Annotated in this window: 26 protein-coding genes; 24 read left to right on the top strand and 2 right to left on the bottom strand. The window is 66.0% G+C overall.

From position 1 onward, the window contains the following. The first annotated feature begins 9 nt into the window (after positions 1–9). The 15 genes from A5712_RS19070 to A5712_RS19000 all read left to right on the top strand — a co-directional run bounded on the left by A5712_RS19070 (position 10) and on the right by A5712_RS19000 (position 15,257). Positions 10–834, top strand: coding sequence for an SDR family NAD(P)-dependent oxidoreductase (locus tag A5712_RS19070; RefSeq protein ID WP_068108086.1), 825 nt, complete (start codon positions 10–12; stop codon positions 832–834). Between the two features lie 4 nt (positions 835–838). Further along, positions 839–1,696: a MaoC/PaaZ C-terminal domain-containing protein gene (locus A5712_RS19065; RefSeq protein WP_068108085.1), complete on the top strand. Its 858-nt coding sequence runs from the start codon at positions 839–841 to the stop codon at positions 1,694–1,696. Continuing rightward, on the top strand, positions 1,693–2,847 hold the full coding sequence (locus tag A5712_RS19060; protein WP_068108084.1) for a CaiB/BaiF CoA-transferase family protein: 1,155 nt from the start codon (positions 1,693–1,695) through the stop codon (positions 2,845–2,847). The genes A5712_RS19065 and A5712_RS19060 overlap by 4 nt, the downstream gene beginning before the upstream one ends. Before the next feature lie 16 nt (positions 2,848–2,863). Next, the gene (locus tag A5712_RS19055) at positions 2,864–3,688 is read left to right on the top strand and encodes an acyl-CoA thioesterase II (RefSeq protein WP_068108083.1); all 825 of its coding nucleotides are present in this window, start codon (positions 2,864–2,866) and stop codon (positions 3,686–3,688) included. Between the two features lie 120 nt (positions 3,689–3,808). Continuing rightward, complete coding sequence (locus A5712_RS19050; protein ID WP_068108140.1) at positions 3,809–4,573, top strand: SDR family NAD(P)-dependent oxidoreductase; 765 nt, start codon at positions 3,809–3,811, stop codon at positions 4,571–4,573. A 10-nt stretch (positions 4,574–4,583) separates the two neighbouring features. Beyond that, on the top strand, positions 4,584–6,188 hold the full coding sequence (locus tag A5712_RS19045) for an AMP-binding protein (protein WP_068108081.1): 1,605 nt from the start codon (positions 4,584–4,586) through the stop codon (positions 6,186–6,188). A 99-nt stretch (positions 6,189–6,287) separates the two neighbouring features. Continuing rightward, positions 6,288–7,151: a VOC family protein gene (locus A5712_RS19040; RefSeq protein WP_156766641.1), complete on the top strand. Its 864-nt coding sequence runs from the start codon at positions 6,288–6,290 to the stop codon at positions 7,149–7,151. A gap of 45 nt (positions 7,152–7,196) precedes the next feature. Next, positions 7,197–7,973: an enoyl-CoA hydratase/isomerase family protein gene (locus A5712_RS19035; RefSeq protein ID WP_231982163.1), complete on the top strand. Its 777-nt coding sequence runs from the start codon at positions 7,197–7,199 to the stop codon at positions 7,971–7,973. Next, a complete protein-coding gene (locus A5712_RS19030; protein WP_068108077.1) occupies positions 7,970–8,737 on the top strand; it encodes an enoyl-CoA hydratase/isomerase family protein in 768 nt (255 codons plus the stop codon). Before A5712_RS19035 ends, A5712_RS19030 begins: the two co-directional genes overlap by 4 nt. 13 nt (positions 8,738–8,750) lie before the next feature. Further along, the gene (locus A5712_RS19025) at positions 8,751–10,283 is read left to right on the top strand and encodes an AMP-binding protein (protein WP_068108137.1); all 1,533 of its coding nucleotides are present in this window, start codon (positions 8,751–8,753) and stop codon (positions 10,281–10,283) included. A gap of 50 nt (positions 10,284–10,333) precedes the next feature. After that, a complete protein-coding gene (locus A5712_RS19020; protein WP_068108074.1) occupies positions 10,334–11,242 on the top strand; it encodes an enoyl-CoA hydratase in 909 nt (302 codons plus the stop codon). A gap of 64 nt (positions 11,243–11,306) precedes the next feature. Beyond that, positions 11,307–11,918 (top strand): MarR family winged helix-turn-helix transcriptional regulator, encoded by a 612-nt coding sequence (locus A5712_RS19015; RefSeq protein ID WP_156766640.1) that lies wholly within the window; start codon positions 11,307–11,309, stop codon positions 11,916–11,918. A 105-nt stretch (positions 11,919–12,023) separates the two neighbouring features. Then, positions 12,024–13,178 carry an acyl-CoA dehydrogenase family protein gene (locus tag A5712_RS19010; RefSeq protein WP_068108070.1) on the top strand — a complete coding sequence of 385 codons (1,155 nt, stop codon included), beginning with the start codon at positions 12,024–12,026 and terminating at the stop codon, positions 13,176–13,178. Positions 13,179–13,250: 72 nt separating this feature from the next. Next, positions 13,251–14,498 (top strand): acyl-CoA dehydrogenase family protein, encoded by a 1,248-nt coding sequence (locus A5712_RS19005; RefSeq protein ID WP_068108067.1) that lies wholly within the window; start codon positions 13,251–13,253, stop codon positions 14,496–14,498. A 27-nt stretch (positions 14,499–14,525) separates the two neighbouring features. Further along, positions 14,526–15,257 (top strand): hypothetical protein, encoded by a 732-nt coding sequence (locus A5712_RS19000; protein ID WP_156766639.1) that lies wholly within the window; start codon positions 14,526–14,528, stop codon positions 15,255–15,257. Positions 15,258–15,298: 41 nt separating this feature from the next. Here A5712_RS19000 and A5712_RS31425 read toward each other — a convergent pair whose 3' ends face one another. Further along, positions 15,299–15,877 carry a phosphotransferase gene (locus tag A5712_RS31425; RefSeq protein WP_197519440.1) on the bottom strand — a complete coding sequence of 193 codons (579 nt, stop codon included), beginning with the start codon at positions 15,875–15,877 and terminating at the stop codon, positions 15,299–15,301. Positions 15,878–16,508: 631 nt separating this feature from the next. After that, a complete protein-coding gene (locus tag A5712_RS18990) occupies positions 16,509–17,189 on the bottom strand; it encodes a hypothetical protein (RefSeq protein ID WP_197519439.1) in 681 nt (226 codons plus the stop codon). 287 nt (positions 17,190–17,476) lie between these two features. On the opposite strand from A5712_RS18990, the gene A5712_RS18985 reads away from it, so the two are divergent. The 9 genes from A5712_RS18985 (at position 17,477) to tsaD (ending at position 26,258) form a co-directional block, all read left to right on the top strand. Then, the gene (locus A5712_RS18985; RefSeq protein ID WP_068108135.1) at positions 17,477–18,256 is read left to right on the top strand and encodes an SDR family NAD(P)-dependent oxidoreductase; all 780 of its coding nucleotides are present in this window, start codon (positions 17,477–17,479) and stop codon (positions 18,254–18,256) included. A gap of 123 nt (positions 18,257–18,379) precedes the next feature. Beyond that, a complete protein-coding gene (locus A5712_RS18980; RefSeq protein WP_068108133.1) occupies positions 18,380–19,795 on the top strand; it encodes an NAD(P)H-hydrate dehydratase in 1,416 nt (471 codons plus the stop codon). Between the two features lie 22 nt (positions 19,796–19,817). Next, complete coding sequence (locus A5712_RS18975; RefSeq protein WP_068108062.1) at positions 19,818–21,203, top strand: glutamate decarboxylase; 1,386 nt, start codon at positions 19,818–19,820, stop codon at positions 21,201–21,203. A 205-nt stretch (positions 21,204–21,408) separates the two neighbouring features. Beyond that, a complete protein-coding gene (alr, locus tag A5712_RS18970) occupies positions 21,409–22,587 on the top strand; it encodes an alanine racemase (RefSeq protein WP_068108055.1) in 1,179 nt (392 codons plus the stop codon). 52 nt (positions 22,588–22,639) lie between these two features. After that, positions 22,640–23,692: an alpha/beta fold hydrolase gene (locus A5712_RS32050; RefSeq protein WP_197519438.1), complete on the top strand. Its 1,053-nt coding sequence runs from the start codon at positions 22,640–22,642 to the stop codon at positions 23,690–23,692. Continuing rightward, complete coding sequence (gene tsaE, locus A5712_RS18960) at positions 23,685–24,155, top strand: tRNA (adenosine(37)-N6)-threonylcarbamoyltransferase complex ATPase subunit type 1 TsaE (protein ID WP_068108051.1); 471 nt, start codon at positions 23,685–23,687, stop codon at positions 24,153–24,155. The genes A5712_RS32050 and tsaE overlap by 8 nt, the downstream gene beginning before the upstream one ends. Continuing rightward, entirely contained in the window at positions 24,134–24,772 is a 639-nt protein-coding gene (gene tsaB / locus A5712_RS18955) for a tRNA (adenosine(37)-N6)-threonylcarbamoyltransferase complex dimerization subunit type 1 TsaB (RefSeq protein ID WP_156766637.1), read from the top strand. The genes tsaE and tsaB overlap by 22 nt, the downstream gene beginning before the upstream one ends. Then, positions 24,769–25,239: a ribosomal protein S18-alanine N-acetyltransferase gene (gene rimI, locus A5712_RS18950; protein ID WP_068108047.1), complete on the top strand. Its 471-nt coding sequence runs from the start codon at positions 24,769–24,771 to the stop codon at positions 25,237–25,239. The genes tsaB and rimI overlap by 4 nt, the downstream gene beginning before the upstream one ends. Further along, the gene (gene tsaD, locus A5712_RS18945; protein ID WP_068108046.1) at positions 25,236–26,258 is read left to right on the top strand and encodes a tRNA (adenosine(37)-N6)-threonylcarbamoyltransferase complex transferase subunit TsaD; all 1,023 of its coding nucleotides are present in this window, start codon (positions 25,236–25,238) and stop codon (positions 26,256–26,258) included. Before rimI ends, tsaD begins: the two co-directional genes overlap by 4 nt. Positions 26,259–26,297: the final 39 nt, after the last annotated feature.

Raw genomic sequence — 26,297 nt, 5'->3', positions numbered from 1 at the left:
ACGCACCCTGTGGGCGCATTTGAAAACAAGACCGTCTTGGTGACCGGCTCGGGCCGGGGCATCGGACGCGCGGTAGCGCTGCGTTTCGCCACCGAGGGAGCCAACGTGGTGGTCAACGACCTCGATCGCGAGGTCGCCGAGGAAACGGCGGCCGAGGTCGAGCGGCTCGGTGGCAAGTCGGCTGTCGTCGCGGGCAGCGTGACCGACGACGGGTTCGCTGATCGGTTCACCTCGACCGCGCTCGAGCGGTTCTCCGGCATCGACGTGGTTGTCAACAACGCCGGCTACACGTGGGACAACGTCATCCAGAAGATGGACGACAACCAGTGGCAGACCATCCTCGACGTCCATCTGACCGCGCCCTTCCGGATCTTGCGTGCCGCGGGCGAGTACTTCCGCTCTGCCGCCAAAGAGGAAAAGGCGGCCGGTCGCGAGGTGTTCCGCAAGGTCGTGAACGTATCGTCGGTGTCCGGGGTTTTCGGCAACGCGGGGCAGGTCAACTACGCCGCGGCAAAGATGGGCGTCGTCGGCTTCACGAAGGCGTTGGCAAAGGAGTGGGGCCGCTACAAGGTCAACGTCAACTCGGTCGCGTTCGGGCTGGTGCTCACCCGGCTGACCCAGGCCACCGACGACCCCAACGCGAGCGTCGATGTCCAGGGACGGCAGATCAAGGTCGGCATTCAGCCCGAGCGGCTGGAGCGCATTTCTCAGGCGATCCCCCTCGGCCGGCCGGGCTCGCCCGAGGAGGGCGCCGGGGCCATCTACATGCTGTGCACGCAGGACGCGAACTACGTGACCGGCCAACTGTTGGTAGTCGACGGCGGGCAGCGCTGATCGCATGCCTTTAGATCTCGACGCGGTCGGCCGCACCGGCCCGATCATGGAGCAGTCCTGGACGGCGACCGACGCGATGCTCTACGCGCTCGGCGTGGGCGCCGGCCAGGATGATCCGCTCAAGGAGCTCGCGTACACCACGGAGAATTCCGAGGGCGTCCAACAACAGGCGCTGTCGACATTTGCCGTGGTGCTGCTGCAAACGCGTGGCGGCAACGCGGTTTCGCTGGGGGATTTCGATCGCAGCCAGCTCGTCCATGCCGAGCAAGCGGTCACCCTGTTCGCCCCCCTTCCCGTCGAGGGACGGCTGCTGGTGCAGACCGAGGTCGTGGGGATCTGGGACAAGGGCTCCGGCGCGCTTGCCGTGACGGAGACGCGCGGCTGGCCGCCGGACGGATCTCGGGACAAGCCGATGGTCACGACGACCTCCGCCGTGTTCATCAAAGGTCAGGGCGGCTTCGGTCGTAAGCAACCCGCAGTCGTGTGGACCGAGCCGTCCGGGGAACCGTCGCACCGGCTGACCGCACCCACCCGCCACGATCAGGCCCTGCTCTATCGGCTGGGCAGCGGTGACCGCAACCCGCTCCACTCCGACCCCGTGTTCGCGGCCCGAGGCGGCTTCGACCGGCCCATCCTGCACGGCCTGTGTACGTACGGAACCGTCGCTCGCGTCCTGCTCGGCGCGCTGGCCGGCGACGACAATCGACGGTTGACCAGCATGATTGGGCGCTTCACCAAACCGGTCATGCCGGGCGAGGAACTCACCGTCGAGGCCTGGGCGACCGACGAGGGCGCGGCGTTCCGGGCGCTGGACCGCGCCGGCGACGCGGTTCTGTCCCGCGGCAAGATCACTCTCGCGTGAGCAGTCCCAGGCTTCCGTTAGCGGGAGCGTTGGTGGTGACGATCGAACAAGCCGTTTCGGCGCCATTCTGCACACGACAACTGGCCGACTTGGGGGCACGCGTCATCAAGGTCGAGTCCGAGCACGGCGACTTCGCCCGTCACTACGACGACAGCGTCCCGGGCACCTCGGCGCATTTCGCCTGGGCGAATCGGGGCAAGGAGTCGCTCGTCCTCGACCTGATGCGGACCGAGGACGCCGCGGTCCTGGACCGGATCCTTGGGCGCGCCGACGTCCTGGTGCAAAACCTGGCGCCGGGCGCGGCGCTGCGCCTCGGCTTCGATGCGCGCTCGGCCCATGCGCGCCACCCGCGACTGGTCGCGGTCGACATCAGCGGGTACGGCGTGGGGGGACCGCGGGCGAACGGGCGCGCCTACGACCTGCTGATCCAGGCGGAGGCCGGATCGTGCTCCATCACCGGCAGCCCGACCGACCCGGCGAAGCCCGGAATTCCGGTTGCCGACATCAGTACGGGTTCCGCGGCCGCCACCGCGATCCTGGCCGCGCTGCGGGCCCGGCACCGCAGCGGAACCGGGGCCGTGATCGCGGTGGGCATGCTCGACGTGATGACGGACTGGATGGGATGGGCTCTTTTGCAATCGCGAAAAACCGGGGAGCCCGTCGGCCGGGTCGGCATGGGCAGCCCCATGGTCGCGCCCTACGGCGCGTACGCCACGCGCGACGACCAGACGATCGTCTTCGGCACCACGAACAACGGTGAATGGCGAAGGCTGGCAACGCAAGTGCCCGAACGTCCCGACCTCGCGAACGACGCGCGCTACGCCGACAACGCCGACCGCGTTCGGCACCGTGCCGAGCTCGATTCGATTATCGGCGGGTGGGCCGCCGAGCACACATTCGCCCAGGCGATGGCGGCCGCCGAAGCGGCCTCGCTCGGCTGGGCGCGCTACAACACGTCGACAGAGGTGCTCGACCATCCGCAACTGGTCGAACGGGGCCGGTTCGTGAAGATGCCCGCCCCCGGCGGAGGTGACTTCCTGGGGCTGCGTCCGGCGGCAGACGTCGAAGGCTGGGAATGGACACCCGGGGCCGTGCCGGCACTCGGCGAGCACACGGCCGCGATCCTTCGCGAGTTCGCCCCACCGGAGTAAGCGGGAAGGACGGGCTGTGGAACTCGACGATCTGCTGGCATCCATCAAGCCCGCACGCACCGGCCAAGGCCGCTACGAGGCGTCGCCCTATGATCGCGGAGCCGGCGTTGTCGACGCAGGCACGCTGTCGGCCCTGATGTCGGCGGCCGGTGCCGACGGGGGGCAGCCCCTGCGGTCGCTGCACGCAACGTTCTTCCGCAGTGCGGATCCCGCGCTTGGCGTGAGTCTGCAAGTGGAGGAAGTGCACAGCGGCCGGACCCTCGGTGTCCGCGGTATTTCGGTGACTCAACACGACCGGAAAGTCGCAGTGGGGCACCTGGTCGTCGGTCCCACCACAGATGCCCTCATCGAGCACGCGGACGGTCCTGTCGCGCTGCCGCCGATGCCCGATACGGATCCGCCGTACGCGGGATCGTTGCACCCCGGCTTCAGCCCAGTTGTCGGTGATGTCGATCCCTTTGACGCCGAACGGACCTGGCCGCCGACCTGGCAGATATGGGTCGACTGCCAACATGTCCGGCGCGATGGTCCGCTGGAGGCATACCTCGCCTTCCACGCGAACGAATATCTCGTCAGCGCAGCTGTCCTGCCGCACAGGGGATTCGGGATGCACGAGGCGCATCGGGGAGTCCTGACGGTGATCACCGCAAGCGATGTCGTCTTCCACGACGTCGCCGCGATCGACCGGTGGGTACTGTTCGAGCAGACCAACACATACGCGGGCGCGGGTTGGCTGTACGGACGGGGCGCGGCGTACAACGACTCGGGCCGGCCGGTTGCCTCGTTTTCCCAACAGGCGATCCTGCGCGCGGCGACCCGGCCGCACAAATGCACCGTCTAAGTGGAACGATCGTTCGCGGGCTGGGTCACCGCATCTGCGCCCGGATCTTGACCATTTGATTCACCCGTATCTAGTATCGTGCAATACAAATTTTGCTCGGTCATCGGACGGGAAGATTCCATGCTTCTTGAAGGCAAGCGGGCCATCGTCACCGGTTCGGCCAGCGGCATCGCCGCCGCCGTACTCGAACGGTTCGTGCGGGAGGGCGCCGACGTGGTGTCGTTTGACATCGACGAGGCCGGCGAGCAGGTCGCCGAGCTGGCGTCGAAAGAAGGCCCGGGGAGCGCGATCTTCAAGCGAGTGGACCTGCGCAACCGTGAAGAGACGTTCGCGGCCGTGGACTGGGCGGTCGGCCAGCTGGGCGGGCTGGACAACTTCACGATGTGTGCCGGCATTGTGATCACGAAAGAGCCAGAAGACTTCACCGACGAGGACATTCGCGACGAGTTCGCGATCCACGCGTTCGGAACCATCCAAGCCAATCAGGCGGTGTTTCCGCACCTGAAGAAGACTCAGGGCAGCATCACCAATACGGCCTCTTACGCCGCTGTCGAGGGATGGCCGGGTTGCGCGGCCTACGGTGCGGCCAAGGGAGCCGTCGCCGGGTGGTCGCGGACCTGTGCGCGCGACTGGGCCAAGCACAACATCCGCGTCAACATGGTCAACCCATTGGCCTTCACGCCGATCATGGAGCAGTTCTCGCAGGGCTACACCGAGGCCGAGATGGCAGAGGTCGAAAATTGGATGATGCAGCACGTGGCGATGAAGCGCTTCGGGACGGTCGAGGAGTGCGCGGGGGCGTACACGTTCCTCGCGAGCGACCTGGCGGCATTCTGTACCGGCCAGCTGATCGGTGTCGACGGCGGCTTGACCGTTACCCGTTGACCGGAGTGTGATGTCGGCCGACGCGCTTCCCGAGTGGCAGACGATTTCTGGGCTGTGTGCCGTCGCCGCGGAGAAGTTCCCGGACCAACTTGCGATCGCGGACGACGCGACGGAGTTGACCTATGCGGAGCTGTTCGAACAGGCGGCACGATCCGGCGCCGCGTTCGTTGAATCCGGTGTCCGACCCGGGGACCGGGTGGCGATCTGGGCCTTCAACTGTGTCGAATGGGTAATCGCCTACCTTGGCCTGATCCTCGCCGGCGCCGCTCTGGTGCCGATCAACACGCGCTTCAAGGGACGTGAAGCAGCGGATATCCTCCTGCGCAGTCGAGCACGCGTGTTGTGCACCGTGACTGATTTTCTCGACACCGACTATGTCGAGATGCTTCGCGCTGTTCGCGCAGAGCTGCCCGATCTGCACGACATCGTCAATCTTCGTGGTCCGGTGAGTACGGGAGCCGTTGCATGGCAAGACTTCCTGGGGCGCTCGACGAGCCAGGCCCGCGTCGAGGTCGATCGACGCCGTGCGGCAGCGACCCGAGACGACGTCGCCGACATCCTGTTCACCTCGGGCACCACAGGTACCCCGAAGGGTGTCGTCATGACCCACGGGCGAAGCCTGCACGTCGCATATGACTATGTCCAGCAGACGGATCTTCGCCGCGGCGACCGCTATCTGATGGTCAACCCCTACTTCCACATGTTCGGGCTCAAAGCGGGAATCATCGCGGCGGTGGGCGTCGGAGCCACGATGTTTCCCGAGCCGGTCTTCGACGCGGGAAGTGTTCTGAGGCACATAGAACAGCACCGCATCAGCGTGATGCCCGGGCCGCCAACCCTATTCCAAGGCATCCTTGAGCATCCCGATCGGCGGCGCACCGACCTGTCCAGCCTGCGTGTGGCGGTCACCGGTGCGACCGACATACCGATCGAGACGATGCAGCGGATCTTCGACGCCATGCCGTCTTTGTCGATTCTCAACGGCTACGGTCTCACCGAAGCGGGCACCGCGACGGGCACCAGCGTCGGCGACGATATCGAAACCATTGTGAACACAAGCGGCCGCCCCAGGCCCGGCGTCGAAATCAGGATCGTCGACAAGAGCGGCGCGGATGTACCCACCGGCAGCCCCGGCGAGATCTGGATCCGCAGCGCGCGAGTCATGTTGGGCTACCTCGACGACCCCGCCGGCACCGCGGCGGCATTGACGGCGGATGGTTACCTCAAGACCGGCGACCTCGGAATTCTGGACGAACAGCGCCGTTTACGAATCGTCGGCCGGATCAAAGACATGTTCATCGTCGGCGGCTTCAACGCCTATCCGGTGGAAATCGAAAACGCACTCATGCAACATCCCGACATCGGGCAAGTCGCCGTGATCGGAGTACCCCACGAACGTCTTGGGGAGGTCGGTATGGCGTACGTCGTACCAAAGCCGGGCGTCAACTGCGACGCCGAAAGCGTTATCGCGTGGGCGCGCACGCAGATGGCGAATTACAAAGTGCCGCAGGCCATCGAGATCGTCGACGCACTACCGATCAATGCCACCGGAAAGATCCAGAAGACGGTGCTGCGGGAGCGGGCGGCCCAAGGACGCGCCACATCGCCGGCGTGACCGGCCTTTGGAAGTCTCAATACAGTATGGCACAATACAAATCTACCGACTTTGCTGCGTTTCGCCTCTTGGCTACAACCCACGATCGGAGTGCACGCGATGCAACTCGAGCTCAAACGCCTTCAGCACATCAACTTCGTTGTCAGCGATTACCCGGCCGCCCAATCTCATTTCCTCACGAAGTTTGGCGCGCAGCATAATTGGGAACTGGAGATTCCCAACCGGCCCGATGACGTTCCCTCGTCGCTGATAACCCTCGGCCCCACGTTGTTCGAGATTTTTGGGCCGGAACCGGTCGCCAGGCATGACCTTGGTAAGATCCTCCGTGCACAGGGGCCGGGATTCGTCGGAATCGAATGGGGCATCGAGGATCTGCAGGCTGCGAAGCAAGCATTCATTGACCACGGCGTGCGCATTCGATATGAACCGAAGAAGCGTTACTACCCGGGAACGTGGTTTGTGAGCGAACCGGCCGATCTGTTCGGCTTCGCCCTCGAATGCTACATCGGCACCTGGTACACCTCAGAACTTCCGGAGGGCATGAAGCCCGTTGCACCGCATGAGTACTGGCGCGACGAGCACCCGCTTGGCATCCACGAGGTACGCAACTTCACCGTGGCGGTGAGGGACGTGGACGCCGCGGCGACGCGTTGGCAGGATCTGACCGGCGCGGCCGAGATCAATGTCGGGCCCAGCGCCGATTCCGGCGTGCGTTTCTTTGAGGCCGCGAACACCGCGATCGGGCTGGTCGGCGCCTCGGCCAACAGCGACGTGGGTGAGTATGTCGAGCGGCGCGGAGAATCGATCTACAGCGTCACCTTCACCGTCGAGGATGCCGGCCGGGTGGCCGAGCATTTGACGGCTGCGTCGGTGCCGGTTCGGCGGGTCAATGACGCGATCACGGTCGTGCCTGCCGAGTCGAATCACGGCGTCCGGTTGGAATTTGTCAGCGCCGGCCTTTGAGCCGCGTCGGATAATCGAAATTGCATTAAGACTTTAGGAGTGGGATTGAGCAGCACCGATTTTCAGGACGAAATCATCATCAGCGGGGAAGGTCCGGTGCGGCAAGTCACGCTGAACCGGCCGGACCAGCTCAACTCGGTGAGCCCAGGGTTGCATCGCTCGCTTGCCACCGTCTGGCGCGATCTATCCGAAGACGATGAGATTCGTGCGGTGATCCTCACCGGCGCCGGCCGCGCCTTCTCCGCGGGTGGCGACTTCGACCTGATCGCGCGGATCGCTCGCGAAGCAGAATTCAGGTACGACCTGCTCGCGGAGGCGCGCCAGATCGTCCGCGAGATGGTCGCGTTCCCAGTGCCGATCGTGGCGGCCGTCAACGGACCGGCCGTCGGGCTGGGCTGCAGCATCGCGGTGCTCTGCGACATCATCCTGATCAGCGACCAGGCCTACTTCGCCGACCCGCACGTGTCGCTCGGGGTGGTCGCGGCCGACGGCGGGGTGCTCGCGTGGCCGGCGTACATGAGCCTGGCCCGCGCCAAGCAGTACCTATACACCGGCGATCGCATCGACGCGGTCACCGCCGAGCGGATCGGTCTCGCGAACGAAGTCGTGCCGCACGACGAGTTGATGGACCGTGCACAGGCTCTCGCCGCGAGACTCGCCGCCCAACCCCGGCAGGCGCTGAAAGACACCAAGCGGGTGCTCAATGTCCATCTGGAGCGGATGATCTCCAGCGTGATCGACTTCGCTTTCGCAGCGGAGAGCGAAACGTTTGCTCTGCCGAGTTTCAGCGAACGTCTCGAAAAGATGCGGCGCGAGGGATGACGACCCTCCTCGCGGAGCGGTTCGACGGTGTCGTTCAGCTGACAATGCACCGCCCCGAGGTCCGCAACGCGCTCAACACCGACCTGCTCCGCAGCTTGTCGACGGCCCTCACGGAGATCGCCGCGTGCGAGGCCGACCGCGCGGTGGTTATCTGCGGGTCGGGCCGAGCGTTCTGCAGTGGAGGCGATCTTTCCGAGACCACCTCCAACGAGCAGCGAATTGCAAGGCTGCGCCTCATGAACGACGTCATCCTGCAAATGCACGACCTGCCCAAGCCGATAATCGCCAAGGTTCGTGGCCCGGCCATCGGCGGCGGTCTGGGCCTCGCACTCGCATGCGATTTGATCGTGGCCGGTGAGGACGCGGTGTTCAGCGCCGTGTTCGCCAAGCTTGGCCTGTCATTGGACATGGGCTGCTCTTGGCAGCTCGTGCGCCTGGTGGGCCTGCCCCGAGCCCGCGAAATCGCCTATTTCGGCGACAGTATCTCGGCTGGGCAGGCGTTGGAGATGGGCTTGATAAATCGCGTCGTTCCCGCAGACGCGGTCGACGAGTTCGTCGAGCAGTGGGCACGCCGACTGGCCGCGAGCGCTCCGCTGGCGCTGAGTTCGGACAAGAAGCTGCTCGAAAGGGCCTTTCGGAGCACGCTGGCCGAAGGATTGGAGGCGGAAACCATTTACCAGACCGTCAACGTCGGATCGGCGGACGCTGACGAGGCCCGGCGTGCGTTTCGCGAGAACCGCCCGCCCCGCTTCGCCGCGCGCTGAGGGGCAGCCGGAATTGCATAACGTTGCGCAGGCGATCCAGTCCGCAATCCTGCGGTACGGCGACGCGATCGCGCTTGACGATGGCGAGTCGACCTACACGTTCACTCAACTCGGGGATATCACCGACCGACTGGTGAGTCTCTACCGTGAGCTGGGATTGCGACGCGGCGATCGGGTCGTCATGTTGCAACGCAACAGCATCAATTTCGTCCTCACCGAAATCGCCTTGTACCGGGCCGGAATCGCCCGCGTCGCGGTCAATGCGCGCCTTCGGCCCCAGGAGTACGCCTACATCATCGGGGACAGCGGTGCGAAAGCCTGCATCCACGACCCGGAGTTCCAGGATGGGATCGACAGCATGAAGAACGAAGTCGCCTGTCCGGTATGGCTTTTGAGCGACAAAGTCGTCGAGGAGGCACGTGAACTCGCCCCGGCCGGTGAAGACCCCGCCGCGGTGAAATCGGAAGCGATCGCGCTGATTCAATACACATCGGGGACCACCGGCCGCCCGAAGGGTGCGGTGATAACCCAGAGCTCCAAGGTCGAAATCGACCGCAACACCCTGATCGAACTGCCCGACCTCGGCGGCGACGACGTCATGCTGCACGTTACGCCGCTGACGCACGCCAGCGGCGCGTTCCTGCTCCCGTGCCTGCTCCGCGGTGTGCGACAGATCCCGCGGGAGTTTCGCGGTGCAGGCACCTTCATCGACTGGGTCCAATCATGCGGTGTCACAGTGAGTTTCCTGGTGCCCACCATCATCAAAATGATCACCGAAGAGACGGGCGGCCAGCGACCGCCGGAGTTCTCGCGGCTGAAGACTGTTATCTACGCGGGCTCCCCAATCTCCGCCCAGAACCTCTCGAGCGCCCTTGCCGTCTTCGGTAACAGCTTGCTGCAGTTCTACGGCCTCAGCGAGGCGCAGTTGCCGATCGCCACTCTGCGCAAAGAAGACCACCGGCCCGGATCCGATCGCCTGGGTTCCGCCGGGCGGCCGGTACCCCACGTCGAGGTCCAGATTCGAGGAGACGACGGCCGGCCCCTTCCGCCGGGCCAGATCGGCGAGATCACCACTCGCGGTCCGCATGTCATGGCCGGTTACTGGAACAACAGCGTTGCCACCGCCAACGTCATCGACGTCGACGGATGGCTGCGCACGGGTGACCTCGGGTACCTCGACGACGCTTATTTTCTGCACCTGGTCGACCGCAAGAACGACATGATCATCTCCGGTGGCTTCAACGTCTACCCGCTGGAAGTCGAAGATGCGTTATGCGCTCACCCACAGGTCGCCGATGCCGCCGTATTCGGCATTCCCGACGATAGGTGGGGCGAGACGGTGGCCGCGGCGGTGGTCCTGCGTGACGAGTCGACCGTCGCCGCAGCCGATCTCGAAGCTCACTGCAAGAACCTGCTGGCCGGGTTCAAGTGCCCACGAAAGTTCGACTTCGTAGCCGCCGTGCCGCGTAACCCGGCGGGCAAGCTGCTACGCCGTGAACTGCGCGACCCCTATTGGCGGGCCGGCGAACGGTCCATCCAGGGCTAGCGCGACAGTCCAGATTCCCGAAAATTTCGACTAGGTACTCGAAGGAAGCCATGACTCAAGCCAAATACATCGACTACGAGACGTTCGACAACGGACGGATCGCACGCATCACCCTCAATCGCCCCGGCGCTCGCAACGCGCAACACCGCGGGCTTCTGGTGGAACTCGACGAAGCGTTCGGCCGGGCCGAGGCCGACGACGACGTTCGGGTCGTGATCCTCGCCGGGGCCGGACCGATGTTTTCCTCCGGCCACGACCTGGGCTCCAAGGAGCATTTGGCCGAGATGACCTTCGGCGACCCCGGTTTTCACCCGAGCTACGCGTGCAATGGCGGCACCCGGGGAGGGGCCGAAAAACGGATGCTTCAGGAGTGGCACTACTTTTTCCAGAACACGCTGCGTTGGCGCAACCTGCGCAAGGTCACCGTCGCTCAAGTGCATGGGCCGGTGTTTGCCGCCGGGCTCATGCTCATGTGGTCGTGCGATCTCATCGTCGCGGCCGAAAACACCAGCTTCGCCGATGTCGTCGGGACGAGGCTGGGTATGTGCGGGCTCGAATACTTTGCCCACCCATGGGAATTCGGTCCGCGAAAGGCGAAAGAGCTGCTGCTGACCGGCGACTCCCTGGGCGTCGAGGAGGCCTATCGGCTGGGGATGGTGTCCAAGATCTTCCCCGAGGATGAGCTGCCCTCCCAGACGCTTGACTTCGCGCGCCGCATCGCCGCACTTCCGTCGATGACGTCGCTGCTGATCAAAGAATCGGTTAATCAGGCGGTGGACAACATGGGGTTCTACAACGCTCTTCAAGCCGGCTTCGGGCTGCATCAACTGAACCACTCACATTGGGCCGAGATCCACCCGGATGGCTATCCCGGAGCCAAGCCGGAAGATGGCGTTTCCGACTGGCGCGAGGCTCCGCCCGTCGTGCCCGCGGTCAAAGATGCCGCCCGCGCACATTAGAGCGGTTCGGCCGCCGCTTCATCATGTGCTTGTAGAAAGTATGCAACAATAGGGATTTGTGCCCGTGGCGGGCACGCCCAAAGGCGGGTTGACGCACCGAGAAGGGTTGAGGTTGGCTGCCAATCGTAAGAGCACCAAGGCCGGACGAGCGGGTCGGTCTGAGACCCACGCGGACAATGTGCCGGGCGACAGCTTCAAAGAGATCGGGCCTCCTGAGTCGGATGCGCAGGCTCATTATCGCTCGGCCCGCTTCGAGACGGCGCTCATGAGGGCGTCGCGCAGGATCCGCAGAGTCTACGATGCGGGCCTGCGGGAACTGGACCTCAACCTCACCGAGGTCAACTTGCTGGTAATGGTGTTCGAAAACGGGCCGCTGTCACAGACTCAGCTGGCCGAACGGTACGGCATCGGCCGTGCGCGTGCCGGCGCGGTGGTCGATCGGCTGGAAGCCCGAGGACTCATCAAGCGCGTCCCGGACGAATTCGATCGGCGGGTATGGATGGTGGAGGCCGCGCCCTTGGCGGCGGAATTGGTCGAGAAGATCAATGACATCGACGCCTCGATCCGGGACGACCTGCGCGACGGGATGACTCGAGCCGAGCGCACGCAGCTCGCTCAGACGCTGCACCGGCTCGAAGAGAATCTGTCGTACCTCGAGGAGCGTCTCTCCGAATAGCTGCGCCATCACGCAATCTGCCGCGAATCGGCTACCGCAGATATGTATGCGATGATACATTATTGTTGTGGTGCATAGCGACAGGCTCGGCTGAAGGACACGTCGATGCGTCGCACACTCTTTGAAGCCGACCATGAGGACTTTCGCGCAACCGTGCGCGAATTCGTCTCACGCGAAGTCCTGCCGAACCTCGAGATGTGGGACCGCGATCGCCTCATCGGGCGCGAGACCTGGCACGCCGCGGGCAAGTTGGGGCTCTTCGGGATCGCGGTACCCGAGGAGTACGGCGGGGGAGGCCTCGCCGACTATCGCTTCCGCTGCGTGATCATGGAAGAGCTTGCCCGAGCCAACGCGGCGGCGCTGGCCAACAGCTTCACGCTACAAGACGACGTCGTGTTGCCTTACCTGCTCAGTCTGGCAAACGAGAAGCAGCAGCAAAGGTGGTTGCGCGGGATGGCCACAGGCGACATCATCGGCGCGATTGCCATGACGGAGCCGGCCGCGGGCAGTGATCTGCAGGGCATCCGCTCCACGGCGGTCCGCGATGGCGACGAATGGGTTCTCAACGGCAGCAAGACTTTCATCTCCAACGGCATCAACTCGGACATCGTGATCGTGCTCTGTCGCACGAACGAAGGGCGCAGCAGTACCGCACTCAGCCTGCTCGTCGTAGAGCGTGACATGCCTGGATTTGAGCGAGGCCGAAAGCTACGCAAGCTCGGCTTGAACGCGCAGGACACGGCGGAGTTGTTCTTCACCGACGTGCGCGTGCCGGCCGCGAATCTGCTCGGCGAGGAGGGCAAAGGGTTCGGTTACCTTATGACGAACCTCCCGGTCGAGCGGATCTCGGTCGCGTATCAAGCGCTCGCCGCCTCCCGGGCCGCGATCGCCTGGACGCTTGAATACATCAAAGAACGCACAGCATTCGGCAAGAGCCTGAGCTCGTTTCAGAACACACAGTTCGAGATCGCCGACATGGTCACCAAGCTCGACGTGTTCGAAACATACATGGACAAATCGGTCACGGCCCTCAACGCCGGGGAACTGACACCGGTCGACGCCGCCAAAGGAAAGTATTTGGGTAGCGAGCTACAGAAAGAGATCGTCGACAGGTGCCTGCAGCTGTTCGGTGGGTACGGCTACATGCTCGAATACCCGATCGCGCGCGCCTACGCAGATGCCCGAGTCCAGACCATCTACGGTGGGACCTCCGAGATTATGAAGACGATCATCGGCCGGGACGTCATTGGAAAATGCTGACGACCCAGCGGCGAGCAAGTATCCACAAGCTAAACGGTCAGCTGCCTCAACGCACCTAGATAGGGGATGGCAATGCATCAAAAGGGCATGACAGACGAAGAGTTCGCACCATACTTCGCCAAAGCTCAAGAACTCTCCCAATTCTTCCGCGAGCTCGGCCCGAAGTACGACGCCGAAAACGCGTTTGCGACCCCGTCGATCGACGTATTCAAGAACTCGGGGCTGGGCGGCTTGCAGATCCCGAAGGAGTTCGGCGGCCCTGGGGGCGACATCCTCCAGGTATCGAAGGTGGTGACCGAATTGTCGCGAGGAGACTCGGCGATCGCGCTGGCCTACAACATGCACTACATCATGGTCGGTGTTGCCGGGAACTTGATGAGTGACGAACAAAAGAAACACTGGCTGGGAAGGGTAGCGGCCGGGGAATTGCTCTTCGGACCGTTCTCCGAGCAGCGCGCCGGATTTTCCGGTCTGGCCGATATGCAGGCCATACCCCAGGAGGGCGGGGGATGGAAGCTGTATGGCCGAAAGACCTGGGGCACCTTGTGCGAGGCGGCCGACATCATCACGACAAACGCCACGGAGACAGACAGGGACGGCAACCTGCCGGACACCTTCGAGGGCCGGATCATGAACGAAAAACTTTTCATCGCCGACTTTGATGTCGACGCGAATGGGGTCGGTGACGGAATCCGTATCGAGAAGACCTGGGATGCCCTCGGTATGCACGCCACGGGCACGCAAACAATTGTGTTTGACGGATTCTTCGTGCCTGAGGCCGGATTCATTTCTGTATTTCGTACCGGCGCCTTCGGCACACTGGAATGGGCTTCATTGCTCTTCGCGAGCCTGTATCTGGGCATGCAGCAGCGGATCCTCGAAGAAGTCGTCAAGGCGCTCTCCAAGAAACACCTCGGCGCGACCTTCGGCGCCACCGTGGCTGCAGATACTGAAGTCAAAAACATCGGACACATCATCGACGGCGTCGGTGACATGGCCGCCCGGGTAGAAATATCCCGCCGGGTGGTTTACCAGACCTGTCAGGACCTCATCGACGGCAAAGACCAGGACTGGCCGCCTGAGCTGCGGTTCCCCTACCTGGGACTCGCGAAAACATTCGTCGCCGACAACGTCATGAACATGTCGCGCCACGCCATGAGCATGGTCGGCGGCTCATCGTTCCGCAGAGGCAGCATTTTCGAACGGCTATACCGCGACTCCGCCGCGTCGATGTTCCAACCCCTCAACGCTGATCAGACTTACAGCTTCATTGGTCAGATGCTGCTCAACGCGGCGGCGGCCGACCACCAGCAAAGCTAGTTTGATCGCACCCGCCCGAGGTGCCAGATGAATCTTCGTAACCAGCGGATCTGTGCCTGGACTGGTCCGGCGTTGTGTGTGGTGTTCTTCCTCGGATTCTGGGCGGTCGCAAAGTGGATGCCGCCACCGGACCCGAACGCCGGCCCCGAGCGGATCGCCGAAATCTACCGCCAGCACACAACCGCGATCCGCATCGGTCAGATCATCGGGATGACCGCAATCGGATTCCTCGTAATCTGGGCGGCGGCGATCGCGGCGCAGATGCGAAGAATCGAGGGCCCTAACCCCGTCCTGGCCTACGCGCAGCTGGCCTTGGCTGCAATCTCGTGCCTCGTGTTTATCTTTCCGATGTTTTACTGGGAAGTGGGGGCTTATCGGCCCGAGCGCAATCCCGAACAGCTATGGCTGCTCAACGATCTGGGCTGGCTTCCGTTCGTCATGAATGTCTATACCGGCGTGCCCTGGGTGCTGACCATCGGGTGGGCGATTCTGTCGGATACGCGCGAGCGGCCCGTGTTTCCACGCTGGGCCGGCTATTACTGCATCTGGTTAGCCGTCATCTTTTTGCCGGCCAACATCGCCGTGTTTATCAAGCACGGCCCGTTCGCCTGGAACGGTCTGGTGGTGTTCTGGCTTCCCATAACGTTTTTCGGCACGTTCTTGCTCGTGTTCAGTTGGCTGCTGCTGCGGGCGATCAATGACCAAGCCAACGAGGAACGCGCTGCACACCCGGACGAGGCAATCGTCGGCTCCCCGTGAATTGACGCACGCGACGCGTGCATGCGTCCTGTTCAGAAGCGCTAGCCGAGCGCATCTAGGGTCTCGAGGTCCACCATCGCTTGGGCTGTTCGTGCAACGATCGCCCGCGTGACATCCTCGGGATGCACTTCCCTGAACCGGTTTACGGCCGAAGTGTACGCCCAGAAGATCAGGCCATGGACCAGCTGCTGACGATATGCGAGCCACGCCTCGCCGTGGCTTGGCGGGCTACCACCGTTGGCGCCGAGTTCGTCGAGATAGAGCTCCAGCAGTTCCCGTTCCCAATTCCGGCGGTCCTCGATGTCGAGGACGGAGCTGAGTGCGTAACTGACATCGAGCGCCCAGTTCCCCTTTGCGATTGCCTGCCAGTCGTACAGACACACCGATCCGTCTGGCACCTGAAACCAATTCCTGGGGTGAGTGTCTTGGTGCAGCAATGTTTTCGGCTGCCGTGCGTTAAGGGCGAGCGAGTGCATCAGGGCCGCGCGGACCTCAGATTTGCGTGACCGTAGTTCGGCGGGGATCTCCGCGGTCAGCCACCGAAACGCGGTGATTCCGCCCAGATCGCAGCCGGCTCTGGTGTTAAGTGCCTGCTGCCACACGTAGGGGTCAACGATCACGGACCACTCGCTGTCCAATCTAGGATCGTTCCAAAACGTTCCGTGGTAACGCGCCATTTCACGCACCATGCACTCGGCGCCCCTACGGTCCACCCGAATGCCATCACGAGGAAAAGTCGCACCGCGTATTGCCGCGACATCCTCAGTCAAAACAAGATAACGCCAGGATGCCGCGTCCCAGCGGCCGAAATAGCCGGCGGGAGCTCCGATCTTCAGCTCTCGTCGGATCTTCTCGTAGAACAGCGACTCGCCGGCGCCTATGTTTGTGATCCCTACAGGAGCCGGGAGATGAACCGTGGTGCGGATTTCGAGAAGACCGCCGTGGGAAGGCCTGCGGCGACGCCCGCCCCGTTGTATTCGACGCGAAGCGATCGGCGTGAAGCGGTTCCCTCCGATGCCCCAAAGACCTCAAACCCGGTTACGCGCGCCCCGGGATGGTCCCGGCACAGGGCCGCAGTGAGCCAGTCTTCTGTCAGGTTTTCAACTCTTACCGGGACCGAGCTAAGGTCGAGCTCGGTCGGTCGCAGCTTTTCTTTAGCGATTACAGTGCCGACGCGCGCTATGGAACTGGCCAAAATGAATTGGTCCCGCAGGCCCAAATTCGGGCTCCTCTCAAGGCGATACGCCTCGGTCAATCAGGTTGAGGATTCGCGCTTTCGAGTGTTTTGGCGAGCGCCGCAGCAGCTTCGTGGTGGCGTAGTTGGTATTCCCAGAGGACATCGACCTGTGACTGCGATATGTGTAGGCCGGCGGCCTCGAGACACGGGATTGTCTCACCGATGATCCGGTAAAAGACGTTGGCGGTTCGCGGGACCAGCGTCACTCCGTCGGCCACTTCCGCGGCATGGATGTCTTGGATCAGTCCGGCCAATCCCTTGGGGGTTCCTATGTACGCCAGGGATCGGGGTGATTGACGAGTCTGATCAGAATCAAAGAGGCGGCTCAAATCGGTCCGGACAAGCGAAGAGTTGCAGGCGATCATTACGTCGAGATCGACGAAGACCTGCACAGAGCTCTGGTGGTCGCCGCGTGCGGCGACCACGGCACGCACCTGGGCGGTCTTGCGCTGCGCATCACGCAGATCGGTCGCACGGGTCCGTACGATTCGCGCGGGGGAACCGAATGAACCCGGCTCGGTGAGATCTGTCCAGAACTTGACGATTTCCGCCGAATTCTGGTGCCTCGCAAGCTCGTCGGGCAAACTACCGGCTGCCAGCTCGATGGCGACACGGACCGGTCCATTGTCCGGCGCCCCACTGCAGGATGCGTCCGTCATCGATGGCGTCGATCCGCCGGCGGTATTCATGCCCACCGGATCTCCGCGAGGCGGCGCGGACGGCGGTTCCAGCTGTGAAAAGCCCAAGAATCTTCCACGCTGCATGTGATCACAAGCCACCTCCGACCTCGACTCGCCAGTGCCCTCCGCCGCGAGATAACGGCACCGCGGCGCCCGTCTGGTAGCGGCAATCATTCAGTTCATAACGATATTGTTTATTAGTATACAACACATGGCCGCATGCGTGAACTTGGGCGTTCCTCCATGACGACCGGCTTCGATCCCTAACCCCTTGAGACGAACACAGGCCATCAGGTGTGATCATGCCCAATGAATTTCCACTTCCGAACACGTCGACCGACCTGACCGGACAGGTGGCCTTGGTGACGGGCGCTACGGGAGGGCTTGGGTATCGTTTCGCGGGCGTATTAGCCGATGCGGGCGCGGCCGTCTTGCTCGCCGGACGTCGGCTTGATCGCTTGCAGCAGGTTGCTCACGAAATCTGCTCCCGCGGTCAGCGTTGTGCGCCGGTGCCGATGGATCTGGCACAACCCGCTGGCCTGGCAAGCGCGTTGGACGGTGCTGAGGCGGCGTTCGGAACCGTGACGATCCTCGTGAACAATGCCGTGATTCCCGATGCGCAACGGGCGCATCGGATATCGCTGGACCTGATCGACAAGGTCATCGATACGAACCTACGTGGGCCGTTCGTGCTGACATGCGAGGTCGCTAGGCGCCTCATTGCTGCTGGCCGGCAAGGTCGAATTATCAATCTGTCATCAATGGCTGCGTATCACTATGCAGGCGACGGTGCGGCGCTGTACTCCACCACGAAGGCGGCAGTTAACCGGATGACAGAAGCGTTGGCTGTCGAATGGGTCCGCTACGGAATCAACGTCAACGCCATCGCACCGGGCGCGTTCATGTCAGAGATGGTGCAGGAGCACATCGAGCGCGTCGGCGACTTTACCGCCGGCCTGCCGCGCCGACGAATCGGGGATCCAGCTCAACTCGACAGCACGCTGCTCTTCTTGGCGGCACCGGCGTCGGAGTTCGTGACCGGAACCATTGTCAAAGTCGACGACGGGCAATATCCGCGCTGAATAGTGCCGACCCCTTGCTGAGGTCCCAGGTGTCGTTGTCGGTGCGCGCCATTTGCGTCCCCCGGACTGCCGTTTGGATCAGCCGGGCGCGACAACACGTCCGGACATGGAATGCTTGCGGTGATGCGGCACTACTACTCCGTAGACGCCATCCGCGACGCCGAGGCGCCGCTGCTGGCCAGCCTGCCCGACGGCGCACTGATGCGCCGCGCGGCGTTCGGGCTGGCCACCGCGATCATCGCCGAGCTGACCGCCCGCGCGGGCGGGGTCGCCGGGCGGCGGGTGTGCGCGGTCGTCGGCTCGGGCGACAACGGCGGTGACGCGCTGTGGGCGGCGACCTTCGTGCGCCGCCGCGGGGCGGCCGCCGACGCGGTGCTGCTCAAACCGGAGCGCACCCACCGCAAGGGGCTCGCGGCGTTCCGCAAGGCCGGCGGTCGCGTCGTCGAAAGAGTTTCGCCCGCAACCGATCTCGTCATCGACGGCGTCGTCGGCATCTCCGGCTCCGGCCCGCTGCGACCGGCGGCGGCCGAGGTGTTCGCGGCCGCCGCGGGAATCCCGGTGGTCGCCGTCGACATCCCCAGCGGCATCGACGTGGCCACCGGCGCGATCACCGGCCCCGCGGTACAGGCGGCGCTGACCGTCACCTTCGGCGGGCTCAAACCCGTGCACGCGCTGGCCGACTGCGGGCGGGTCAAGCTGATCGACATCGGCCTCGACCTGCCCGAGACCGATGTGCTGGGTTTCGAGGCCGCCGACGTCGCGGCCCGCTGGCCGGTGCCCGGACCGCACGACGACAAGTACACCCAGGGGGTGACGGGCGTGATGGCCGGCTCGTCGACCTACCCCGGCGCCGCCGTCTTGTGCACCGGCGCCGCCGTGGCCGCCACCTCCGGCATGGTCCGCTACGCGGGCAGCGCGCACACGCAGGTGCTGGCGCAGTGGCCCGAGGTGATCGCGTCGCCCACCCCGGCCGCGGCCGGGCGGGTGCAGGCGTGGGTGGTCGGGCCGGGCTTGGGCACCGACGAAACCGGGGCCGCGGCGCTGTGGTTCGCGCTGGAGAGCGACCTTCCGGTGATCGTCGACGCCGACGCGCTGACCATCCTCGCCGCCCACCCCGAGCTCGTCATGAGCCGCGCCGCGCCCACGGTGCTGACCCCGCACGCGGGTGAATTCGCCCGGCTGGCGGGCAATCCGCCCGGCGACGACCGGGTGGCCGCGTGCCGGAAGCTGGCCGACACGTTCGGCGCCACCGTGCTGCTCAAGGGCAACGTCACGATCATCGCCGACCCCGGCGGACCGGTCTATCTCAATCCGGCCGGGCAGTCCTGGGCGGCCACGGCCGGTTCCGGAGACGTGCTCTCGGGGATGATCGGCGCGCTGCTGGCGTCCGGTTTGCCGGCGGCCGAGGCGGCGGCGGCCGCGGCGTTCGTGCACGCGCGCGCGGCCGCGCTCTCGGCCGCCGACCCGGGCCCGGGCGAGGCGCCGACGTCGGCGTCGCGAATCGTCCCGCACATCCGGGCCGCACTGGCCGACCTGTAGCACCAACCAGAAAGGATCCGCCGTGTCCCGCAGCCATCCGTCCGTGCCGGCCCACTCGATCGCCCCCGCCTACACCACCCGAATGTTCACCGCGCCGGTGCCCGCGCTGCGGCTGCCCGAGGAGTCGATGGACCCCGACGCCGCCTACCGGTTCATCCACGACGAGCTGATGCTCGACGGCAGCTCCCGGCTGAACCTGGCGACGTTCGTCACCACCTGGATGGATCCCGAGGCCGGCAAGCTGATGGCCGAGACGTTCGACAAGAACATGATCGACAAGGACGAATACCCGGCCACCGCGGCCATCGAGCAGCGCTGCGTGTGCATGGTGGCCGACCTGTTCCATGCCGAGGACCTCAGGGACGACGACCCGTCCAGCGCGATCGGGGTGTCGACGATCGGCTCCAGCGAGGCGGTGATGCTGGGTGGGCTGGCGCTGAAATGGCGCTGGCGGGCGAAGGTCGGAAAGGGTTGGGAGAAGCGCACGCCCAACCTGGTGATGGGCTCCAACGTTCAGGTGGTGTGGGAGAAGTTCTGCCGCTACTTCGACGTCGAGCCGCGTTACCTGCCGATGGAGGAGGGGCGCTACGTCATCACCCCCGAGCAGGTCGTGGACGCCGTCGACGAGGACACCATCGGCGTGGTGGCGATCCTGGGCACCACCTACACCGGCGAGCTCGAACCCATCGCCCAGATCTGCGCGGCGCTGGACAAGCTGGCCGCCGGCGGGGGCGTGGACGTCCCGGTGCACGTCGACGCCGCCAGTGGGGGCTTCGTGGTGCCGTTCCTGCACCCGGGCCTGGAATGGGATTTCCGGCTGCCCCGGGTGGTGTCGATCAACGTCAGCGGCCACAAGTACGGGCTGACCTACCCCGGCATCGGCTTCGTCGTGTGGCGCAGCGCCGAGCACCTCCCCGACGAGCTCGTGTTCCGGGTCAACTACCTGGGCGGCGACATGCCCACCTTCACGCTGAACTTCTCCCGACCCGGGAACCAGGTGGTCGGCCAGTACTACAACTTCCTGCGGCTGGGCCGCGAGGGATACACCAAGGTCATGCAGAGCCTGTCGTCGACCGCGCGCTGGCTGGGCGATCAGCTGCGCGAAGGCGAGCATTGCGAGCTGATCTCCGACGGCTCGGCGATCCCGGTGATCAGCTTCCGGCTGGCCAGGGACCGCGGCTACACCGAGTTCGACGTCTCCCACGAGCTGCGCGGCTACGGCTGGCAGGTGCCCGCCTACACCATGCCGGACAACGCCACCCACATCTCGGTGCTGCGCATCGTGGTGCGCGAAGGGCTCTCCGCCGACCTGGCCCGCGCGCTGCACGACGACGCCCGCAACGCGCTGGCGTCGCTGGACAAGATCAAGCCCGCCGGGCACTACGACGCCCAGCACTTCGCGCACTGAGCCTCTCTGCTTGTCACATCCGTCACATCGGCCCCGGCGGGAGAGGGATGTCTCTTGTGCCCGCCTCAGAGCGACAACCCGGGATGCGGTGGTGAATCAGTCGCTGTGATGCGGGCACATCGTGGGCCGCCCGGAACGGGTGACTGTCGTGACGGCTGAGGGCGAGGCGCGCTTCCCCGCGAAGGGGTCTGGGACAATGGGGGCCATGAAAGGGCCCGCCGCCGTTACGCCGATCTCGCTGACGCCTGGGGTCCTCGCCGAGGCCGTGGTGGACCTGGGCGCCATCGCGCACAACGTGCGGGTGCTGCGCGAACACGCCGGTGGCGCGGGCGTGATGGCCGTGGTCAAGGCCGACGGCTACGGCCACGGCGCGACGCGGGTCGCCCGGGCGGCCCTGGCGGCCGGGGCGGCCGAGCTGGGGGTCGCCACCGTCGACGAGGCGCTGGCGCTGCGCGCCGACGGGATCACCGCGCCGGTGCTGGCGTGGCTGCACCCGCCCGGCATCGACTTTGGCCCCGCGCTGCTGGCCGACGTGGAGATCGCCGTGTCCTCGGTGCGTCAGCTCGACGAGGTGACCGACGCGGTGCGCCGCACGGGGCGCACGGCGACGGTGACCGTCAAGGTCGACACCGGGCTGAACCGCAACGGCGTCGCCCCGGCGAACTACCCGGCGATGCTGACCGCGCTGCGCCGGGCCGTCGCCGAGGACGCCATCCGGCTGCGCGGGCTGATGTCGCACATGGTGTTCGCCGACCAGCCGGAGAACCCCATCAACGACGTTCAGGCCCAACGGTTTTCCGACCTGCTCGCGCAGGCGCGCGCGGAGGGCCTGCGGTTCGAGGTCGCGCACCTGGCCAATTCGTCGGCCACGATGTCGCGCCCCGACCTGGCCTTCGACCTGGTGCGTCCGGGCATCGCGGTGTACGGGCTGAGCCCGGTGCCCCAGCTCGGTGACATGGGGTTGGTCCCGGCGATGACGGTGAAATGCGCTGTCGCGCTGGTCAAATCGATTCGCGCCGGCGACAGCGTGTCCTACGGGCACACCTGGACCGCGCAACGCGACACCAACCTGGCGCTGATGCCGATCGGCTACGCCGACGGGGTCTTCCGCTCGCTGGGTGGGCGCCTGGAGGTGCTGATCAACGGCAGGCGACGCCCCGGTGCGGGACGCATCTGCATGGACCAGTTCGTCGTCGACCTCGGCCCTGGGCCGCTCGACGTGGCCGAGGGCGACGAGGCGATCCTGTTCGGCCCGGGCACCCGGGGCGAGCCCACCGCACAAGAGTGGGCAGACCTGCTCGGCACCATCCACTACGAAGTGGTGACCAGCCCGCGGGGGCGGATCACCAGGACCTATCGCGAGGCCGAAACCATTGAGCCCTGACAAAACCCGCAGGCGCCCCAGGGGCAGAGCCTGGCTTGCGGGAGGGGCCGGGGTGACCGCCGTCGCCACCATCGTCGGAGCCTCCGCCCGCCGCTCGATGACCCAGCGCGCGACCCTGCTCGAAGACCCTTACGCCGACGAGGATTTCGAGACGATCGACAACGACCGCGCCTACGTGGTGACCACGCCCGACGGGGTCCCGCTGGCGGTCCGCGAGGCCGGGCCGCCCGACGCGCCGGTGACGATGGTCTTCGTCCACGGATTCTGCCTGCGCATGGGCGCCTTCCATTTCCAGCGCACCCGGCTGCCGAATCGGTTGGCCCCGCCCGTCCGGATGGTGTTCTACGACCAGCGCGGCCACGGACGATCCGGCGCCGGCGCGCCCGAAACCTACAACCTCACCCAACTGGGCGAGGACCTCGACACCGTGCTGAGGGCCGTGGCCCCCCACGGGGTGGTGGTGCTGGTCGGCCACTCGATGGGTGGCATGACGGTGTTGTCGCACGCGCGCCAGTTCCCCGGCCAGTACGGCAAGCGGATCGTCGGCGCCGCGATCATCTCTTCCGCGGCCGAGGGCGTGACGCGATCGCCTTTGGGCGAGATCCTGAAAAACCCTGCGCTGGACGCATTTCGGTTCACGGCGCGGTCCGCGCCCAAGCTGATGCACCGCGGCCGCAACGTGTCGCGGTCGCTGATCGGCCCGATCCTGCGGGCCGCCTCCTACAGCGACCTGCAGGTCAGCCGCAGCCTGGACGCGTTCTCCCAGCGGATGATGAACGGCACCCCGATCGACACCATGGTCGGCTTTCTGGACGCCCTGGAAAAACACGACGAGACCGCCGGGCTGTGGACGTTGCTCAAGGTGCCGACCCTGATCGCGTGCGGCGACCATGACCTGCTCACCCCGGACGAATACTCGCGGAAGATGGCGGCCTCGCTGCCGCGCTCCGAGCTGGTCATCGTCGACGGGGCCAGCCACCTGGCGCTGCTGGACAAGCCCGAGGCCATTAACGACGGGCTGGTCCGGCTCGTCCACCGGGCCGTCCCGGGCGAGATGGCGCTGCGGTACCGGCGACTGCGGGAAAGGTTGCGGCGCCGTGGCTGAGGTCGACGGACAGGGCACGGCCACCTGCGAGCGCGTTGAGGACACCGTCGCGCTGGGCTCGCGGCTGGGCCGGCAGCTGCGCGCGGGCGACGTGGTGGTGCTCTCCGGTCCGCTCGGTGCGGGAAAGACGGTGCTGGCCAAGGGAATTGCGGCGGCGATGGACGTCGACGGCCCGGTGACGTCGCCCTCGTACGTGCTGGCGCGGGTGCACCCGCCGCGGCGGCCGGGCGCGCCCGCGATGATTCACGTCGACATGTACCGGCTGCTGGATCACGGGGGCGCCGACCTGCTGGGCGAGCTGGACTCGCTGGACCTCGACACCGATCTCGACGACGCGGTCGTCGTGGTCGAGTGGGGCGAGGGCCTGGCCGAACGGCTTTCGGAGCGGCACCTCGAAGTCCGGCTCGAGCGGGTCAGCCACTCCGATGTGCGGATCGCGACGTGGGAGTGGGGGCGCTCGTGAACGTGCTTGCGCTCGACACCGCCACCCCCGCCGTGACGGCGGGCGTCGTACGACTCGAGGACCTGACGGTCCTGGCCGAGCGGGCCACCCACGACGCCCGCGCGCACGCCGAGCGGCTGACCCCCAACGCGCTGGCCGCCCTCGCCGACGCGGGGCTCACCATGGCCGACCTCGACGCCGTCGTGGTCGGTTGTGGCCCCGGCCCCTTCACCGGCCTGCGGGCCGGCATGGCGACCGCCGCCGCGTACGGGCACGCGCTGGGCATCCCGGTGCGCGGCGTGTGCAGCCTGGACGCCATCGGGGTGCGCACCACCGGCGACGTGCTGGTGGTCACCGACGCCCGCCGCCGTGAGGTCTACTGGGCCCGGTATCGCGACGGGTTCCGCATGGCGGGTCCCGGCGTCAATGCCCCAGCCGACGTCGACGCCGGCACCGCCGTTGCGGTCGCCGGCTCGCCCGAGCACGCCGCCCTGTTCGGCCTGCCGGTCTGCGGGCCGGCCCACCCGACGCCCGCCGGCCTGGTCGCGGCGGTACCCGACTGGTCCGAGCGCCCACTGCCGCTCGTCGCGCTTTACCTGCGCCGCCCCGACGCCAAACCCCTGGCGGCCCCCCGATGACGGCCTGCAGCGAGCCCGTGACCATCGGCGCGTTGACACCCGCCGACGCCGAGCGCTGCGCCGAGCTGGAGGCCTTGCTGTTCCCCGGCGACGACCCCTGGCCCGCGGTGGCGTTCAACCGCGAACTCGCCGCCAAGCACAACCACTACGCGGCCGCCCGCGTCGGCGACATCCTGGTCGGCTACGCCGGCATCTCGCGGTTGGGCCGCGTCCCGCCATTCGAGTACGAGGTGCACACCATCGGGGTGGATCCGGCCTATCAAGGCCGGGGCATCGGCCGCCGGCTGCTCGACGACCTGCTCGGTTTCGCCGGCGGCGGCGTCGTCTACCTGGAGGTCCGCACCGACAACGAGGCGGCCATCGGGCTCTACCGCAGCGCGGGATTCGCGCAGATCGGCCTGCGCAAGCGCTACTACCGAGTCAGCGGCGCCGACGCGTACACCATGCGGCGGGAGGCGCTCGCATGATCATCCTGGCCATCGAAACCTCCTGCGACGAAACGGGAGTCGGGATCGCGCGCCTCGACGAGGACGGCACCGTGACCCTGCTCGCCGACGAGGTGGCGTCCAGCGTCGACGAACACGTCCGCTTCGGCGGCGTCGTCCCCGAGATCGCCTCGCGCGCGCACCTGGAGGCGCTCGGCCCGGCCATGCGCCGCGCGCTGGCGACGGCGGGGCTCGACAAGCCCGACGTCGTCGCGGCCACCATCGGGCCCGGGCTGGCCGGCGCCCTGCTGGTGGGAGTGGCTGCGGCCAAGGCGTATTCGGCCGCCTGGGACGTGCCGTTCTACGCGGTGAACCACCTGGGCGGGCACCTGGCCGCCGACGTCTACGAACACGGACCGCTGACCGAATGCGTGGCTCTGCTGGTGTCGGGCGGGCACACCCACCTGCTGCACGTGCGCTCCCTCGGCGAGCCGATCGTCGAACTGGGCAGCACCGTCGACGACGCCGCCGGCGAGGCCTATGACAAGGTGGCGCGGCTGCTGGGGCTGGGCTACCCGGGCGGCAAGGTGCTCGACGACCTGGCCCGCACTGGCGATCCCGACGCCATCCCGTTCCCGCGCGGCATGACCGGTCCCCGCGACGACCCGTACGCGTTCAGCTTCTCCGGGCTCAAGACCGCCGTCGCGCGCTACGTGGAAAGCCACCCCGACGCGGCCACCGCCGACGTCGCCGCCGGCTTCCAGGAGGCCGTCGCCGACGTGCTCACCGGAAAGGCGGTGCGCGCGGCGAGCGAGCTCGGCGTCTCGACGCTGCTGATCGCCGGGGGAGTGGCCGCGAACTCGCGTTTGCGGGAGCTGGCCACCGAGCGCTGCGCGGCGGCCGGCCTCACGCTGCGCATCCCCCGGCCCCGGCTGTGCACCGACAACGGGGCGATGATCGCCGCCTTCGCCGCGCACCTGGTGGCGGCGGGCGCGGCGCCGTCGCCGCTGGACGTCCCCAGCGACCCCGGCCTGCCGGTGGTAAAAGCCCAGGTGGGCTGACGTTCGCTCAGCGCGGACACGCCGGGAGGCGAGAAGCAC

This window comes from Mycobacterium sp. E2327, assembly GCF_001672675.1.
Classification (GTDB): Bacteria; Actinomycetota; Actinomycetes; order Mycobacteriales; family Mycobacteriaceae; genus Mycobacterium.
This window is presented reverse-complemented; position numbering and strand designations above follow the sequence as displayed.